Here is a 15,572-nt window from a genome sequence, read left to right on the forward strand (position 1 = left end):
GTACGCCAGGACCCGCTCCTCGGCCTCGGCGAGCGTCGTGCCGCCGGCCAGCTCGTCGAGCAGGCCGGAGGTGGTGTGCATCTGCCGCACCACCTCCGGCATCGTCTCCAGTGCCTTGGCCGGCGGACGGATGACGATGTCCACGCCCTCGCCGAGCACGTTCAGCTCGGAGTCGGTGACCAGCGCGGCCACCTCGATGAGCGCGTCGTCGGACAGCGAGAGGCCGGTCATCTCGCAGTCGATCCACACCATGCGATCGTTCATGCGACCACCCTAAAGCTGACGTCGGCGTTTGGGTGCCCCTGGTGCAGAGCCGACGCCTGCGGGGCTGCCGCCCCCGCACCCCCGCATCATCGGGCCTACGGCCTCGTCCTCAGACGCCGGACGGGCTGGGTGTGGGCTGAGCGTCGTCGTTCTCGGCGCCGGACGGGCTGGGTGGGGGCTGGGGCCGTCGTCCTTAAACGCCGGACGGGCTGGGTGTGGGCTGAGCGCTGTCGTCCTCAAACCCCGGACGGGCTGCGTGGGGGCCCGGTGCCCTCGTTCTCGGGCGTCGGACGGGCTGGGTGTGGGCTGAGCGCCGTCGTCCTCGAACAGCGGACGGGCTGGGTGTGGGCTGAGCGTCGTCGTTCTCGAACACCGGACGGGCTGGGTGGGGCCCGGTGCCGTCGTACTGGCTCGGTGGATGGTGTGGAAGCCGGCGCGGCGGTGTCTTTCGGGCTCGCCTCTTTGTCCGAGCGAGTCGGGTGGTGGGTGGGCGAGGGGGTGTGGTCGGCCCACCCGAGCTGGTCGGGTGGGCCGGGGTGGGTCAGCTGCCGGTGCGGGGGCCGGGGAGGCTGGCCGAGAGGCCTACCGTGGCCGTCCTGCGGGTCTGCATCGGGAGTACGCCCTCGGGGTACGGGACCGCGAGCGGGCCCGTCTGCGGCAGCGGGGCCGGTTCCGGGGTGTCGGAGCGGTCGGACTGCGGGCGGCGTGCCCGGTACGCGGCCCGGTACGCCGCCGGGGACGAACCCAGCTGGCGGCGGAAGTGGCCGCGCAGGGCGACGGGGGAGCGGAAGCCGCAGCGGCCCGCCACCTCGTCCACCGAGTAGTCCGACGTCTCCAGGAGGCGCTGCGCCTGGAGGACCCGTTGCGTGATCAGCCACTGGAGCGGGGCCGATCCCGTCAGCGAGCGGAAGCGGCGGTCGAAGGTGCGGCGGCTCATGTACGCGCGCGCCGCCAGCGTCTCCACGTCGAACTGCTCGTGGAGGTGCTCCAGTGCCCAGGCGACGACCTCGGCGAGCGGGTCGGCGCCGATCTCCTCTGGTAAAGATCGATCGAGGTAGCGCTCCTGACCGCCCGAGCGGCGCGGCGGGACCACCAGGCGGCGGGCGAGCGCGCCGGCCGCCTCGTTGCCGTGGTCCGTCCGCACGATGTGGAGACAGAGATCGATGCCGGCCGCCGTACCCGCGGAGGTGAGGACGTCGCCGTCGTCCACGAAGAGTTCCCGTGGGTCGACGTGCACCGACGGATAGCGCTTGGCCAGCGTCGGCGCGTACATCCAGTGGGTGGTGGCCGGGCGGCCGTCCAGCAGACCCGCGGCGGCCAGCACGAACGCGCCGGTGCACAGCCCGACGATGCGGGCCCCCTCCTCATGGGCGCGGCGCAGCGCGTCCAGTGCCTCTTCCGGTGGCGGCGCGGTGATCGAGCGCCAGGCCGGTACGACGACCGTGCCGGCGCGTGAGATCGCTTCCAGGCCATGCGGCGCGGTGAGTTCCAGGCCCCCTGTGGTCCGCAGCGGGCCTTCCTCGCCACCGCACACCAGCAGTCGGTAGCGCGGTACGCCGGCGTCCTGGCGGTCTATCCCGAACACCGACAGCGGTATGGAACTCTCGAAAATGGGGCCGCCGCTGAACAGCAGCACCGCGACGATCTCCTTGCGCCGTCGCCCGGACAGTTTCCGGGCCGCGGCTTCCGGCGCGGCAGTGGAGTCGTGGCTCATCCTGCTAAGCCCCCCTTGGTGGTCGCGGCTCCTCGGTTGTGTCGCTCCTGCACGTTTCCCCTCGGTCCTGCACGAGTCCCCCGCCGTAAGACGTCAAGATCGAATCTACTGGTTTCCGCGGTCTCGCGTTGACCAGTTCGACACGCCGTCGATTGTCGACATGACAACTTGGCGTGAAGCATTCGATCACGAAGGGTTGCACTCGCGGGCCGTGCAGGGAAGTGCGCCTCGTCGCAGTGGCCAAACCGCGTAGGGTACGGAGGGCCCCGCAGACCCTTTCCGTGCAGGTGGAACGGGGGTTGGGGGGTGGTTGGTGACCCTCTTGCACGAGTCCGCCAAGTTGGCTGAAAAGAAGCGTTGGCGTGCGCGGAAACCGGTCAGTCGACCGGTGTACTGCTCCGGGTGTGACGTCCGCCTCCCCGGGGTGCCGTCCCGCGCTCGGCGCCGAGCCTCGCGCCGAGTTCCGAGCGGCGCAGCAGGAAGCGGCACGCGGTGGTGACGGCGGCGAGGCCGAGGGCGGTGCCGGCCGCGCCGGCCGGCGAGGTGCCGTACCAGAGGAGCACGACGGGGACGAGCGCGCAGCAGAACGCGGCCCAGCGGACCACGTCGCCGGCGGTGTCCGGAGCGCGACGGTGCTGATCGGGGGCGCGACGGTGCGGATCGGGGGCGCGACGGTGCGGCTCGGGGGTGCGCCGTGGGTCGGGCGCGCGGTGCGGGCTGGAGGTGCGGCGTGGGCTGGGGGCCCGGTGCGGGCTGGGGGCGCGGTGCGGTCCGGACATGGTCATACTCCCTCGTGCTCCCTCGTGGCGCACTCGTACCGGGATCAACGCGCGTTCGAGCGGTCGGTCACCGTGCGTGGGCTCCGGTGCTGTCCGAATCCTGTGCAAACCGCCTGTACGGGGCAGCAACCATTGCGTTACGGGCGCGGCTCGTGCATGCTCCCTGGAACCCCTAACCGACTCCGGGGAAGGTCCCCTACGGAGAGCGCGCGGGATCTGGGCTGAGGAGGCGTGCCGCCGTACCCTTGGGGGTATGGGGTCGGGAAGATGTTTCCCGGACACAAGCTCGCCGCACACTGTCGTCCCTCCCACACAAGGATCACAACGCCGAGACAGCCATGGCCGGTCACGAATTCTTCGATCCAGCGGACCGCAAGCGGCCGGTCGCCGACCCCACGGCGGCCGATGCGCTGGCGGCGGAAGAGGCACGCCCTTCCTGCGATCCCGCCTTCAAGCACGGAGTGGTCGTCGGCTTCGACGGCTCCACCTCCAGTGAGCGCGCCCTCGCCTATGCGATCGGGATGGCGCACCGCTCCCGCGCGGGGCTGATCATCGTCCACGTCGCCAACCGACTGCCGACCACCGTGTGGGCCGGCTGCGAGCCACCCGTCTTCGTCGACGTACCGGACCACCGGACGGAGGTGCTCGGGCTCGAACTCGCCTGTGCCGAGTACCTGGCCGAGGTGCCCTGGATCCTCGTCGAGCGCGGCGGCGACATCTGCCACGAACTCGAAGAGGTGGGGCGGGAGTACGAGGCCGACGCGATCGTCGTGGGGTCGACCCACGGGATCGTCGGCCGGATCTTCGGCTCCGTCGCGGGCAGACTCGCCAAGCGGGCCAAGCGCCCTGTCGTTGTCATTCCGTAACTCCACGTTCTCCCAGGTGAGATGCGCCGTGGGAACGGTCCGGCTCTCTTCGTCCCGCGCCTGAAATTCCTGGCGTGCAGAGGTGTTTGTGCCCTTGTGAAGGGCATATATCGGTCACCGCGCACAACTGCACAAGGCATGAAGGGAGCCCGCCGTGGACAACGACGTCTCTGCGGGAAGCGGAACCACCACCGTGGCCGGTCGACTCGCCCTGGGAATCACCCTGTTGGCGTTCGGACTCGGTACCACCGGTGTCATCGACAACGTCACCACCTCTGACGCCGTGTCAATCGCCCACTACGTGGGCGGAGTCGCCCTCTTCCTCGTCGGCCTGCTGGCCTTCCGTGACCGTGACGCCGTGAACGGCACGGGCTATGTGGCCCTCGGCGCCCTCTGGTTCACCTGGGCCGTCTCGTCCGGTGGCCACGCCTCGGCCAACGGCGCCGGGCTCTTCCTGCTCCTCTTCGCTCTCGTGGCCCTGTCGTTGACCCTCGCGGGCGGCGACCAGCTCGGACAGGCCATGCACGGGCTGCTGTTCCTGGCGATGCTGGTGCTCGCCGTCGCGCAGTTCGCCGACAGCTCGTCACTGACCAAGGTCGGCGGCTGGGTTGCGGTGGCGGCGGGGGCGGTGGCCTGGTACGCCGCGACGGCCGCGCTCGCGCACTGGCCGACGGTGCTGCCGGGGCGGGCTGCCGGCCGGGGGGTGACGGCCCACGGCTGATACGGCAGCCGACGCCGGGGAGTTGGGCGTCCCCGGCGATCCAATGAGCGGACCCCTTCGTTGCCGGCGGCATACGAAGGGGTCCGTTCGGTCGTCCGGCCCGTGCAGTTGCGTGGGGGTTGCTCGCGCAGTTCCCCGCGCCCCAAAAAAACCACGGGTGAACGCCCCTTTAGGGGCGCGGGGAACTGCGCGACCAGCCCCCACCGGCCCGCACAGTCACAACGGCCCTACTCCACCGTCACCGACTTGGCCAGGTTCCTCGGCTTGTCGATGTCGCGGCCCAGCGCCTTCGCCGTGTGGTACGCGAGGAGCTGGAGCGGGATGCCCATCAGGATCGGGTCGAGTTCGTCCTCGTTCTTCGGGACGACGATCGTGCGGTCCGCCTTCTCCTGGTGCTGGTGGGCCACCGCCAGGATCTTGCCGCTGCGGGCCTTGATCTCCTCCAGGGCCGCGCGGTTCTTCTCCAGGAGGTCGTCGTCGGGGACGATCGCCACCGTCGGCAGGGCCGGCTCGATCAGCGCCAGCGGGCCGTGCTTCAGCTCGGACGCCGGGTACGCCTCCGCGTGGATGTAGGAGACCTCCTTGAGCTTCAGGGAGGCCTCCCGGGCCACCGGGTAGCCCCGGACGCGGCCGATGAAGAGCATCGAGCGGGCCTCGGCGTACTCCGCGGCCATCTTCTCGATCTCCGCCTCCTGGGCGAGGATCTCCGAGATCTGGGCCGGCAGCTTGCGCAGCCCCTCGATGATCCGCTTGCCGTCGCGGACCGAGAGGTCGCGGATCCGGCCGAGGTGCAGGGCGAGGAGCGCGAACGCGACCGTTGTGTTCGTGAAGCACTTGGTGGACACCACGCAGACCTCCGGGCCCGCGTGCACGTACGTCCCGCCGTCCGCCTCCCGTGCGATCGCCGAGCCCACCACGTTCACCACGCCCAGCACCCGCGCGCCCTTGCGCTTGAGTTCCTGGACGGCGGCGAGGACGTCGTAGGTCTCACCGGACTGGGAGACCGCGATGTAGAGCGTGTCAGGGTCGACGACCGGGTTGCGGTAGCGGAACTCCGAGGCCGGCTCGGCGTCGGCCGGGATGCGGGCCAGCTCCTCGATCATCTGGGCGCCGATCATGCCCGCGTGGTACGACGTGCCGCAGCCGAGGATCTTCACCCGGCGCACGGCACGCGCGTCGCGGGCGTCCAGGTTGAGGCCGCCGAGGTGCACGGTGGAGAAGCGGTCGTCGATGCGGCCGCGCAGCACGCGGTCGACCGCGTCGGGCTGCTCGAAGATCTCCTTGTGCATGTAGGTGTCGTGGCCGCCCATGTCGTACGACTCGGCCTCCCACTCCACGGTGGTCGGCTCGGCCGTCGTCCGGGTGCCCTCGGTGGTGTACGTCCGGAAGTCGTCGGCCTTGAGGGTGGCCATCTCGCCGTCGTCGAGGGTCACTATCTGACGGGTGTGGGTGACCAGGGCCGCGATGTCGGAGGCGACGAACATCTCCTTGTCGCCGATGCCGAGGACCACCGGGGAGCCGTTGCGGGCGACCACGATCCGCTCGGGGAAGTCGGCGTGCATGACCGCGATGCCGTAGGTGCCCTCGATCAGGCGCAGCGCCTGGCGGACCTTCTCCTCCAGGGTCTCCGCCTGGGAGCGGGCGATCAGGTGGGTGAGGACCTCGGTGTCGGTCTCCGAGAGGAACACCACACCGTCCGCCTCCAGCTTGCGGCGCAGCTCGGAGGCGTTGTCGATGATGCCGTTGTGGACGACGGCCACCTTCTGGTCCGCCGACATGTGCGGGTGGGCGTTCACGTCGGAGGGGGCGCCGTGGGTGGCCCAGCGGGTGTGGGCGATGCCGGTGGTGCCCTTGAAGCGCGCCGGGACCTTGGCCTCCAGGTCGCGGACCCGGCCCTTGGCCTTCACCATCTTCAGACCGGCCGTCTTCGGCGCGGAGACGACGATGCCCGCCGAGTCGTAACCGCGGTATTCCAGCCGCTGGAGACCTTCGAGGAGCAGGGGGGCGACGTCGCGCTTACCGATGTATCCGACAATTCCGCACATATATAGGTGTTCCGTATCCCTAAGCCGTAGTCATCCGTAGACCATGCGACGCAGCTGCCGGAGGGTGAGCTCCGGCGGGGCGACCGCCCTGTACTTCAGATCCGCCGCGATCCGGTCGAAGATCTCCGTGTTGACCAGGCCTTCCGCCTGGAGTTCGCGGTGGCGGCGACGGACGTAGTCCGCGGTCGTCTCGTCGAAGTAGGCGAGCACCTCCTGGATCACCCGCAGCGCCTCGCCCCGGCTCAGGGGCGAGGACCGCATCAGATGATCAACGAGTTCGTCGTGCACCCGGTAGATCCTGGAGTACCGACGTCGGTTTCGCAAGAATCCTGCCCGATTCCGGGCAGCAGCCTGTTGAATCTCTTATGGGGTTCTGTTCGGACGCTGTCCATCCTGTGTCTTGCGCCACGTCGCTTGTGGAGACGATTTTCAGACGCCATGGACATTCCTCGTATGGGCGTACCCGATGAGCTCGCCGACCGCATGAGCATGGCTGAGCAGCACGAGTACCTCCGCGCCAAGTTCTCCCGGCGCTCCATGATCAGAGGCGGCGCCGTCACGCTCGGCGCCGTCACGGGCGGCTCGTTCGTCCTGGGCGGCACCGCCCAGGCCGCCGTCCCCACGCAGTCCTCCGCCCCCGCCACCCAGTACGTCGACGGCGCCTACGTCGCCCCGTTCGGCCGCCACCTGGCCTTCGGCAACGACGCCGGCACGGAGATGACGATCTCCTGGCAGGTCCCGGTCGCGGTCAAGAAGCCCTTCGTCCGGATCGGCACCCACGCCTCGCACCTCTCGGTCAAGATCGACGCCGAGATCCGCACCCTGTACACCCCGGCCGGCATCGGCGCCAGCGGCGACCACACCCAGTACTACGTGCACGCCAAGCTGGCCAACCTCAAGCCGGGCCGGCAGTACTTCTACGGCGTCGGCCACGAGGGCTTCGACCCGGCCTCGCCGCAGTTCGCCAGCACGATAGGCACCTTCACCACCGCGCCCCGGAACAAGCAGCCGTTCACCTTCACGGCCTTCGGCGACCAGGGCGTCAGCTACCACGCCCTGGCCAACGACAGCCTGATCCTCGGCCAGAACCCCAGCTTCCACCTGCACGCCGGCGACATCGCCTACGGCGACCCGGCCGGCCAGGGCAAGTCCACCGACACCGGCTTCGACTCCCGCACCTGGGACCAGTTCCTGGCCCAGACCGAGTCGGTCGCCAAGTCCGTGCCGTGGATGGTGTCGTACGGCAACCACGACATGGAGGCCTGGTACTCGCCCAACGGCTACGGCGGCGAGGAGGCCCGCTTCACCCTGCCCGACAACGGGCCGGACAAGAAGAACCTGCCGGGCGTCTACTCCTTCGTCCACGGCAACACGGCGATCATCTCGCTCGACCCGAACGACGTCTCCTTCGAGATCCCGGCGAACCTGGGCATCTCTGGCGGTACCCAGACCAAGTGGTTCGAGGCGCAGCTGAAGAAGTTCCGCGCCTCCAAGGACATCGACTTCATCGTCGTGTTCTTCCACCACTGCGCCTACTGCACCTCCACGGCGCACGCCTCGGAGGGGGGCGTGCGACAGGAGTGGGTGCCGCTGTTCGAGAAGTACACGGTGGACCTGGTCATCAACGGCCACAACCACCAGTACGAGCGCACCGACGTCATCAAGGGCAACACCGTCGTCAAGAAGCTCCCGATCGGCGAGACGGCCTACTCCGAGACCGAGGGTGTCGTCTACGTCACCGCGGGCGCGGCCGGCCGCAGCCTCTACGCGTTCACCGCCCCGGACTCCTACGAGGGCCACCTGAACGAGGTCGACTCCGTCGCCTCCTTCATCAACACCAAGGACGGCAAGGTCAACGAGACCGTCACCTGGTCCCGGGTGCGCTACCTCAACTACTCCTTCCTGCGTGTGGACGTCGAGCCCGCCCCTCGCGGCCAGTACGCCAAGCTGAAGGTGTCGGGCATCGCCGAGACCGGCGACCGCATCGACCACTTCACCGTGGCGCGCAAGGCCAAGTAAGGCCCCCACAGGCGGTCCTCACATGCGTCTGAGGACCGCCTGCTTGGCCGTCGTGAACTCCTCGTCCGTGAGCACCCCCTCGCGGTGCAGCCGACCCAGCTCACGCAGCCGGCGCAGCAACGCGTCGTGATCGGCCTCGGACGCCTCGGATGCCCTGGGTGCCCCCGGCTTCCCGGGATCCTCCGGTACGGCCGCCACCGACGGATGCGGCAGCCGTGCCTGCACCGCCGCCGCGACCAGCGCCATCAGCGGATCCCGCCTGAACCCCCACAGCTCCACCGCGTTCGGGTCGTACTTGGCCCGCTCCCGGGCCGGCGCCCCGGCCACCCGGAACCGCAGATGGCCGTTCTCCAGCCCGGCGGACGGCTGCCACTGCACGCCGAGGATGTCCGCCAGGGCCAGCGCGCGCGGGCCCGCCGCGGCCTTGACGTCCTCCGTCTTCCAGTTCCACTCCAGGCGCACCCGCTCCCCGTCGAACGACGCCGTGCCGTCCCCGGCGGAGACCGACAGCGGCAGCGGCGGCCCCGGCAGCAGGTACTCGCGCACCGGCGTGCCCGGCACCTGCGCAAGGAGCAGCGCGTCGCGCACCTCGTCCGTGAAGTACTCGGCGACGCCGTAGCGGTCCGACTCGACGGTCAGCCGGTAGGGGTCGTGCGGTTCGGTCAGGCGGCCCCCGGTCGCGTGCAGCAGCGGATCGGCGCCGTCCCGCAGGCGCAGCCGCAGCCGCCCCTGCCGACGGCCCTGCTCGGACGAGATCCCCGCCAACGCGTCCAGCGGGACGACCAGTTCACCCAGGGCACGGCGCAGCACGCTCACGTTCCTGTCCCGCCCGGGAGTCAGCCGCAGGGCGTCTCCGGCAAAGACCCAGATGCCGTCCTTCTGGATGATTTCCGCCATGCGGGGATTGTTCCACCGCGGAAACGACCGACGGGCTCCCCCGAGGACCGTACTCGGGGGAGCCCGTCCGTCCGGATCAGAACCCGGCGACGGGATTCTTCAGGGTTCCGACCAGCTGGAGGGCGCCCGACGGGTCCGCCAGGTCCACCATCTGCCGGTTGTCGCGCAGCTGGAGCCGGTTGAGGCAGGACAGGGCGAACTCGGGCGCGAAGATGTCGTACCGCGCGAACCTGTCGGCGAGTTCCGGCGCCGACTCCTGGTATTCACGGGTGACCTCGGCGACCGTCCGCCAGAAGCCGTCCTCCGTCAGGACCTCCTCGGCCGCGAGGTTCGCGGCGAGGAAGCGGAAGAAGCAGTCGAAGACGTCCGTGAAGATCGAGAGGAGCTTCTTCTCCTCCGGGACCTCGACGCGCAGCCGCTCCACCGCCGGCGGCAGCACCGCGTCCGGGTCCATGACCGCGATCTCCTCGGCGATGTCCTTGTACACCGCCCGTCGGACCACACCGTCCGCCAGGACCAGGATGACGTTCTCGCCGTGCGGCATGAAGACAAGGTCGTAGGCGTAGAAGCTGTGCAGGAGGGGCGTGAGGTAGGCCCGGAGGTAGGCGCGCAGCCACTCCCGCGCCGGCAGCCCGCTCCGCTCGATCAGCGCGGCCGCGAAGGAGGCGCCCTCGTGGTCCACGTGGAGCAGGGAGGCCATGGTCGCCAGGGACTCGCCCTCCTGGAGGGAGGCGACCGGGCTCTCCCGCCACAGCGCGGCCAGCATCTTCCGGTACGGCGAGTGCCGGTCGGTGGCCTTCTCGAACTCCAGGTGCCGGTAGCCGACGGCCGCCCGCTCCCGGATGATCGACAGGCCGGTGGACCTGAGCACCGGGTCGTTGTCGACGAGCTGGGCCAGCCAGTCGTTGATGGCCGGGGTGGCCTCCATGTAGGCGGCCGACAGCCCGCGCATGAAGCCCATGTTGAGGACCGAGAGCGCGGTCTTGACGTAGTGCTTCTCGGGGTGCGAGCGGTTGAAGAAGGTCCGGACGGACTGCTGGGCCAGGTACTCGTCGTCGCCCTCGCCCAGGCAGACGAGGTGGCCGCGGGCGACCTCGGCGGCGAAGGTGACGGTGAGCTTGTTCCACCACTGCCAGGGGTGGACCGGCATGAGGAGGTAGTCGGCGGGGTCGAGGCCCCGGTCGCGCAGGACGCCGTCGAAGCGCTCGACGGTCCCCTCGCCCAGCTCCTCCCGCAGGAAGGACTCGTACGCGATCCCCACGCCCGCCGTGAACGCCGCCCGCGACCGGTGGGCCGCCAGCCACACCAGCCGCACCGGGCTCGCGGCCTCGGGGGCGTACGACAGGTACTCGTGGACACCGAAGCCGAGCCGTCCGTTGTTGGCGACGAAGCAGGGGTGGCCCTCGGTCATCCCGGTCTCGATGGCCTGGAAGCCGCTGCCGGCGAGTTCGGCGACCGGGATCTGCGGCTTGGCGAGCTTGTAGCAGGTGCCGGAGAGGGTGGCGGAGATCTCCTCCAGGTAGACCGGCAGGATCTCGTCGCTCAGGCCCAGCGACTTCCGCAGCTCGATGAAGAAGTCCAGCGCCGCCAGCGGAAGTTCGGCACCGTCCCGGGTACGGGAGATCGAGTCGGCGTCCACCTGCCAGTGGTCCAGGGCGCGGCGGACGGCGGTGAAGCGGTAGCGGGTGAGCCCGTCGTCGCTGCGGACGACGTACGACGGCCCGTCCGCCTCCGGGGTGAGCAGGCGCTCGTGGGCGAACTCGGCGAGCGCCTTGCGTATGAGCAGCCGGCTGGCCTTCTCCCAGCGCTGGGGGGACAGGTGGGCCACGGCGTCGGCGAGGGTCATACGGCGGCCACCGCCCTCTCGAACCGCTCCCGGGTGCAGTAGCTCAGCAACGCCTTCTTCTCCGGCTTCTGGATCTCCCGTACGGGCACGAACCCGACGGCCTCGTTCAGTGCGTGCACGGCCTTGTTGCCGACGTCCGGCTCGACGACGATCCGGCGGGCCGCCGGGTCCTCGAAGAGGTGGGCGACCACGGCCGTGATGACGGCCTTGGTGAAGCCGTGCACGGGCGTGTCCGTGGCGGGGGTCAGGAAGTGCATCCCGACGTCGCCCGGCTCGGGCTCGTACAGCCCCGCCAGCTCCCGGTGGACGGGGTCGTAGTACTCCATGAGGAAGGCCGGCCGGCCGTCCTCGCCGAGGCCCAGCAGCGCGTGGTGGTGCTCGTCGGCCGCGATCTCCAGGTACGCCCGCTCGACGTCCTCCAGGCGGGCGTCCTGCATCATCCAGTAGGCCGCCTTGGGGTGGGTCACCCAGCGGTGCAGCAGCTCGGCGTCCTGGAGGGGGTCGACGGGCCGGAAGGTGAAGGCCCTCGTCGTGGTGCTCATACCGCGAACTCCTGGAAGGCGATCGTCTTCTCCACCGGGTAGTACTCCGAGCCGAGCAGCTCGCGGATGATGCAGGCGTTCCGGTAGGGGCCCATGCCGAGGTCGGGGCTGGTGATGCTGTGGGTGTGGACGCCGGCGTTCTGCAGGAAGACGCCCCGGCCGGTGACGTCGATCGCGTAGTTGCGGGCCACGTCGAAGTTGCCGTGCGTGTCGTAGCGCAGCCGGTCCCGGACGGGCCTGAGGAACTCCGGCTCGGCGTACCGGTAACCGGTGGCCAGGACCAGGCCCTGGGTCTCGATCTCGTAGTCCTTGCCCTGCTCCTCCTGGCGCAGTTCCAGCGTGTACGTCCCGTTGTCGTAGGCGGCCGCCCGCAGGGACGAGTTGGTCAGCAACCTGGTGGGGACCGGACCGCCGAGGTTCTTCTGGTAGAGCAGGTCGAAGATCTCGTTGATCAGGTCGCCGTCGATGCCCTTGAAGAGGCCCTTCTGCTCGGCGGCGAGCCGGTAGCGGGTCGCCTCGGGCAGGGCGTGGAAGTAGTCGACGTACTCCGGGCTGGTCATCTCCAGGGTGAGCTTGGTGTATTCGAGCGGGAAGAAGCGGGGGGAGCGGGTCACCCAGTTCAGCCGGTAGCCGTGGACGTCGATCTCACCGAGCAGGTCCCGGTAGATCTCGGCGGCGGACTGGCCGCTGCCGACCAGCGTGATCGACTCCTTGGACTGGAGCTCCTGCTTGTGCCGCAGGTAGCGCGAGTTGTGGATGAAGTCGCCGCCCAGGCCCCGGCAGGCCTCGGGGATGTGCGGCGGGGTGCCGGTGCCGAGGACCAGGTGACGGGCGCGGTAGGTGTCCCCGGCGGTCGTCGTCACGACGTAGACGTCGTCCTCGTGGCGGACCTCCGTCACCGTCGTACCGAAGCGGACGTTGGTCAGCCGGTGGGCGGCCCAGCGGCAGTAGTCGTCGTACTCGACCCGCAGCGGATAGAAGTTCTCGCGGATGTAGAACGGGTACAGCCGGCCCTTCTCCTTCAGGTAGTTGAGGAAGGAGTAGGGGGACGTCGGGTCGGCGAGGGTGACCAGGTCCGACATGAACGGGGTCTGGAGGTGGGCGCCGTCCAGGAACATGCCGGCGTGCCATTCGAAGTCGGGCTTCGAGTCCAGGAAGACGCCGTCCAGCTCGGCGATCGGCTCGGTCAGGCAGGCGAGGCCGAGGTTGAAGGGCCCGAGCCCGATGCCCACGAAGTCATAGGTCTTGGTCGGGTGTTCAGGACGCGCGGTCAAGGGACTCTCCCAGGTACTGCTCGGCGTGGCCGGCGATCAGGTCGAGGACGGCGGCGATGTCGGCCGTCGTGGTCTCGGGGTTGAGCAGGGTGAACTTCAGGTAGTGGCGGCCGCCGACCTTGGTGCCCGCGACCACCGCGTCGCCGGAGGCGAACAGCGCCTTGCGGGCGTAAAGGTTGGCGCGGTCGATCTCGGCCGGGTCGGTGACGGCCGCCGGGACGTAGCGGAAGACGAGGGTGGAGAGGGACGGCTCGACGACGACGTCGTAGCGCGGGTCGGCCGCGAGCAGCTTCCAGCCCTCCTCGGCCAGCTCGCAGACCTCGTCGAACAGCTCGCCGATGCCGTCGGCGCCCATGGTGCGCAGGGTCATCCACAGCTTGAGGGCGTCGAAGCGGCGGGTGGTCTGGAGGGACTTGTCGACCTGGTTGGGGATGCGTTCCTGGACCATCCGGCGCGGGTTCAGGTACTCCGCGTGGTAGGTGGCGTGCCGCAGGGTGGCCGCGTCCCGGACCAGTACGGCGGACGAACTGACGGGCTGGAAGAAGGACTTGTGGTAGTCGACGGTGACCGAGTCGGCGCGCTCGATGCCGGTGAGCCGGTCCCGGTGCTTCAGGGAGGCGAGCAGCCCGCAGCCGTAGGCCGCGTCGACGTGCATCCACACGCCGTACTGCTCGCACAGCCCGGCGATCTCGGGGAGCGGGTCGATCGAGCCGAAGTCGGTGGTGCCGGCGGTGGCGACGACCGCCATGGGCACCAGGCCGTCGTCCTTGCACCGCTCCAGCTCGCGGGCGAGGGCGACGGTCTGCATCCGCTTGTCGGTGCCGACGGGGAGGGAGACCACCGCGTCCTGGCCGAGGCCGAGCAGTTTCGCCGACTTCCGCACGCTGAAGTGGCTGACCTCGGAGGCGAAGATGCGCAGGCCGGCAAGGCCGGCAGGTCCTTCCCAGCCGCCCGGCCCCGGCTTGGCCTCCTCGCGGGCCAGCAGCAGCGCCTGGAGGTTGGACTGGGTGCCGCCGGAGGTGAACACGCCGTCGGCCGCGTCCCCGAAGCCGATGCGGGCGGCCGTCCAGTCGATCAGTTTCCGCTCGATGAGGGTGCCGCCGGCCGACTGGTCCCAGGTGTCCAGGGAGGAGTTGACGGCGGAGAGCACCGCCTCGCCGAGCACCGCCGGGATGACCACCGGGCAGTTGAGGTGGGCGAGGTAGCGGGGGTGGTGGAAGTAGACGGCGTCCCGGAGGTAGACGTCCTCCAGTTCGTCCAGGACCGCGGTCGTGTCGTGCAGCGGCCGGTCGAGGTCGATGCCGTCGATGCGGGGGGAGAGGGTGTCGACGGTGACACCCGTGAACGGACGGTCGGTGGTGGCGAGTTTGGCCGCCACCCGCTCTACTGCTTCGGTCACGGAGCGGCGGTAGTGCTCCGCGGTGAGGTCATTGAGCAGGTGCGAGCGCATGAGGGGGTCCTCCGGGGCGATCCGTGCGGGGGAGCAGAGCGGTCGGCTCCAGTTAGGTTAGCCTAACCTAAGTAACATGGGTAGGGTGCTGCCCCTCCCGTGACAGCCGTCACGCCGGCGGTCGTAACTACGCGTCGGCCGCCCGGAGCTGCTCCTCCGTCAGGCCCTGCCGCCAGTACCCGACGAAGGTGACCCGGCGCCGGTCGATCCCGCGCTCGCCGACGAGGTGCCGGCGCAGCTCCTTCACCCGCCCGGACTCCCCGGCGATCCAGGCGTACGGGCGCGCGCAGGAGGGGAGTCGTGCGGCGCGGAGCTCCGCCACGGCGTCGCGGCCGCCCACCAGCCAGGTGATCTCCGCGTCCGCCTCGGTCGCCACGTCCTGCACGTCCCCGGCGTGCGGCACCTCCAGCCAGGCGCGTACCCGGGTGCCCGCGGGCAGCGATTCGAGGATGGCGGTCGCGGCCGGTACGGCGGTCTCGTCACCCCAGATCAGCACCAGGCCGGTGTCCTCGGGCGGCCGGCAGCGGATCGCCCGGTTGTCGGCGACCGCCGGGCCGAGGATGACGACCCGGTCCCCGGCGGCCGCCCGTGACGCCCAGCGGGAGGCGGGCCCGGCGGGGGTGGCCGCGCCCGGCTCGATCCCGTGCAGCACGAAGTCGATGTCGATCTCGTCCGGGTCCCGGCGCAGCGCCCGCAGCGTGTACGACCGCATCACGGCCCGTACGCCGTCCGGGAGTTCGCGCCAGCCCTGCCACCAGTGGTCGCCGAGTTCGATCGGTACGGCGGGCTCGGTGTGCCCCTCGGCCGGGATGAACAGGGAGAGCGACTGGTCGCGTCCGTCGGAGTGGAAGTGCGCCAGGTCCGCACCGGCGAAGGTGACCCGGACCAGAGACGGACCGAGCCGCCTCGTCCGTACGACCTGGAGGGAGAAGAAACGGAACGGGGCGGCTACGGCCGTCGTCATATGAGCTCCTGGGGGTCAGGAAGTTGTGCGGACTTGCTGCCGGGCGGTCAGCTGACCTTCTTCGCCGTCTCGATCGCCTCGGCGAGGTTCGCCACCATCGCGACGCACTTGTCGTAGGAGAAGATCGGCTCGGGGGAGCGGGCGATGACCTGCCCGGCCTTCACCGCGGGGAGCTTCTTCCAGGTGGCCTG

At 70.0% G+C, this 15,572-nt stretch carries 14 protein-coding genes and 1 pseudogene; 3 read left to right on the plus strand and 12 right to left on the minus strand.

Going from position 1 to position 15,572, the window contains the following annotated elements:
• The 3 genes from orn to JF597_RS04440 form a co-directional block, all read right to left on the minus strand.
• The coding region (gene orn / locus JF597_RS04430; protein ID WP_293989118.1) for an oligoribonuclease at window positions 1-264 on the minus strand (264 nt) is incomplete at its 3' end.
• Window positions 265-805: 541 nt separating this feature from the next.
• Window positions 806-1,978, minus strand: a complete 1,173-nt coding sequence (locus JF597_RS04435; RefSeq protein WP_293989121.1) for a helix-turn-helix domain-containing protein — start codon at window positions 1,976-1,978, stop codon at window positions 806-808.
• A 377-nt stretch (window positions 1,979-2,355) separates the two neighbouring features.
• Window positions 2,356-2,583: a hypothetical protein gene (locus JF597_RS04440; protein WP_293989154.1), complete on the minus strand. Its 228-nt coding sequence runs from the start codon at window positions 2,581-2,583 to the stop codon at window positions 2,356-2,358.
• A 512-nt stretch (window positions 2,584-3,095) separates the two neighbouring features.
• On the opposite strand from JF597_RS04440, the gene JF597_RS04445 reads away from it, so the two are divergent.
• A complete protein-coding gene (locus JF597_RS04445) occupies window positions 3,096-3,623 on the plus strand; it encodes a universal stress protein (RefSeq protein WP_123976766.1) in 528 nt (175 codons plus the stop codon).
• Between the two features lie 154 nt (window positions 3,624-3,777).
• On the plus strand, window positions 3,778-4,344 hold the full coding sequence (locus tag JF597_RS04450; RefSeq protein WP_293989127.1) for a GPR1/FUN34/YaaH family transporter: 567 nt from the start codon (window positions 3,778-3,780) through the stop codon (window positions 4,342-4,344).
• A 227-nt stretch (window positions 4,345-4,571) separates the two neighbouring features.
• On the opposite strand, the gene glmS is transcribed toward JF597_RS04450, so the two are convergent.
• Entirely contained in the window at window positions 4,572-6,389 is a 1,818-nt protein-coding gene (glmS, locus tag JF597_RS04455) for a glutamine--fructose-6-phosphate transaminase (isomerizing) (RefSeq protein WP_293989130.1), read from the minus strand.
• Window positions 6,390-6,419: 30 nt separating this feature from the next.
• Window positions 6,420-6,677, minus strand: coding sequence for a hypothetical protein (locus JF597_RS04460; RefSeq protein ID WP_293989157.1), 258 nt, complete (start codon window positions 6,675-6,677; stop codon window positions 6,420-6,422).
• Between the two features lie 165 nt (window positions 6,678-6,842).
• Between JF597_RS04460 and JF597_RS04465 the strand changes: the two genes are divergently transcribed.
• Window positions 6,843-8,408, plus strand: a complete 1,566-nt coding sequence (locus JF597_RS04465) for a metallophosphoesterase family protein (RefSeq protein ID WP_293989133.1) — start codon at window positions 6,843-6,845, stop codon at window positions 8,406-8,408.
• Window positions 8,409-8,426: 18 nt separating this feature from the next.
• Here JF597_RS04465 and JF597_RS04470 read toward each other — a convergent pair whose 3' ends face one another.
• The 7 genes and pseudogenes from JF597_RS04470 to JF597_RS04500 all read right to left on the minus strand — a co-directional run.
• Window positions 8,427-9,305 carry a DUF4429 domain-containing protein gene (locus JF597_RS04470; protein ID WP_293989136.1) on the minus strand — a complete coding sequence of 293 codons (879 nt, stop codon included), beginning with the start codon at window positions 9,303-9,305 and terminating at the stop codon, window positions 8,427-8,429.
• 76 nt (window positions 9,306-9,381) lie between these two features.
• Window positions 9,382-11,151, minus strand: coding sequence for an IucA/IucC family siderophore biosynthesis protein (locus JF597_RS04475; RefSeq protein WP_293989139.1), 1,770 nt, complete (start codon window positions 11,149-11,151; stop codon window positions 9,382-9,384).
• Window positions 11,148-11,693: a GNAT family N-acetyltransferase gene (locus JF597_RS04480; protein ID WP_293989142.1), complete on the minus strand. Its 546-nt coding sequence runs from the start codon at window positions 11,691-11,693 to the stop codon at window positions 11,148-11,150. Before JF597_RS04480 ends, JF597_RS04475 begins: the two co-directional genes overlap by 4 nt.
• Window positions 11,690-12,967: a SidA/IucD/PvdA family monooxygenase gene (locus JF597_RS04485; protein ID WP_293989145.1), complete on the minus strand. Its 1,278-nt coding sequence runs from the start codon at window positions 12,965-12,967 to the stop codon at window positions 11,690-11,692. The genes JF597_RS04480 and JF597_RS04485 overlap by 4 nt, the downstream gene beginning before the upstream one ends.
• On the minus strand, window positions 12,951-14,417 hold the full coding sequence (desA, locus tag JF597_RS04490; RefSeq protein ID WP_293989148.1) for a lysine decarboxylase DesA: 1,467 nt from the start codon (window positions 14,415-14,417) through the stop codon (window positions 12,951-12,953). The genes JF597_RS04485 and desA overlap by 17 nt, the downstream gene beginning before the upstream one ends.
• A gap of 127 nt (window positions 14,418-14,544) precedes the next feature.
• Complete coding sequence (locus tag JF597_RS04495; protein ID WP_293989151.1) at window positions 14,545-15,381, minus strand: siderophore-interacting protein; 837 nt, start codon at window positions 15,379-15,381, stop codon at window positions 14,545-14,547.
• A gap of 47 nt (window positions 15,382-15,428) precedes the next feature.
• Window positions 15,429-15,572, minus strand: a pseudogene (locus JF597_RS04500) (ABC transporter substrate-binding protein); the annotation flags it as partial.

It is taken from the genome of Streptomyces sp. (genome assembly GCF_019510245.1).
In the GTDB taxonomy this organism is placed as follows: Bacteria; Actinomycetota; Actinomycetes; order Streptomycetales; family Streptomycetaceae; genus Streptomyces.

Coding starts and splice junctions, on each gene's coding strand:
- JF597_RS04475 (WP_293989139.1), bottom strand. CDS start 11,151: ATGACCCTCGCCGACGCCGTGGCCCACCTGTCCCCCCAGCGCTGGGAG.
- glmS (WP_293989130.1), bottom strand. CDS start 6,389: ATGTGCGGAATTGTCGGATACATCGGTAAGCGCGACGTCGCCCCCCTG.
- JF597_RS04480 (WP_293989142.1), bottom strand. CDS start 11,693: ATGAGCACCACGACGAGGGCCTTCACCTTCCGGCCCGTCGACCCCCTC.
- JF597_RS04495 (WP_293989151.1), bottom strand. CDS start 15,381: ATGACGACGGCCGTAGCCGCCCCGTTCCGTTTCTTCTCCCTCCAGGTC.
- JF597_RS04445 (WP_123976766.1), top strand. CDS start 3,096: ATGGCCGGTCACGAATTCTTCGATCCAGCGGACCGCAAGCGGCCGGTC.
- JF597_RS04465 (WP_293989133.1), top strand. CDS start 6,843: ATGGGCGTACCCGATGAGCTCGCCGACCGCATGAGCATGGCTGAGCAG.
- desA (WP_293989148.1), bottom strand. CDS start 14,417: ATGCGCTCGCACCTGCTCAATGACCTCACCGCGGAGCACTACCGCCGC.
- JF597_RS04470 (WP_293989136.1), bottom strand. CDS start 9,305: ATGGCGGAAATCATCCAGAAGGACGGCATCTGGGTCTTTGCCGGAGAC.
- JF597_RS04435 (WP_293989121.1), bottom strand. CDS start 1,978: ATGAGCCACGACTCCACTGCCGCGCCGGAAGCCGCGGCCCGGAAACTG.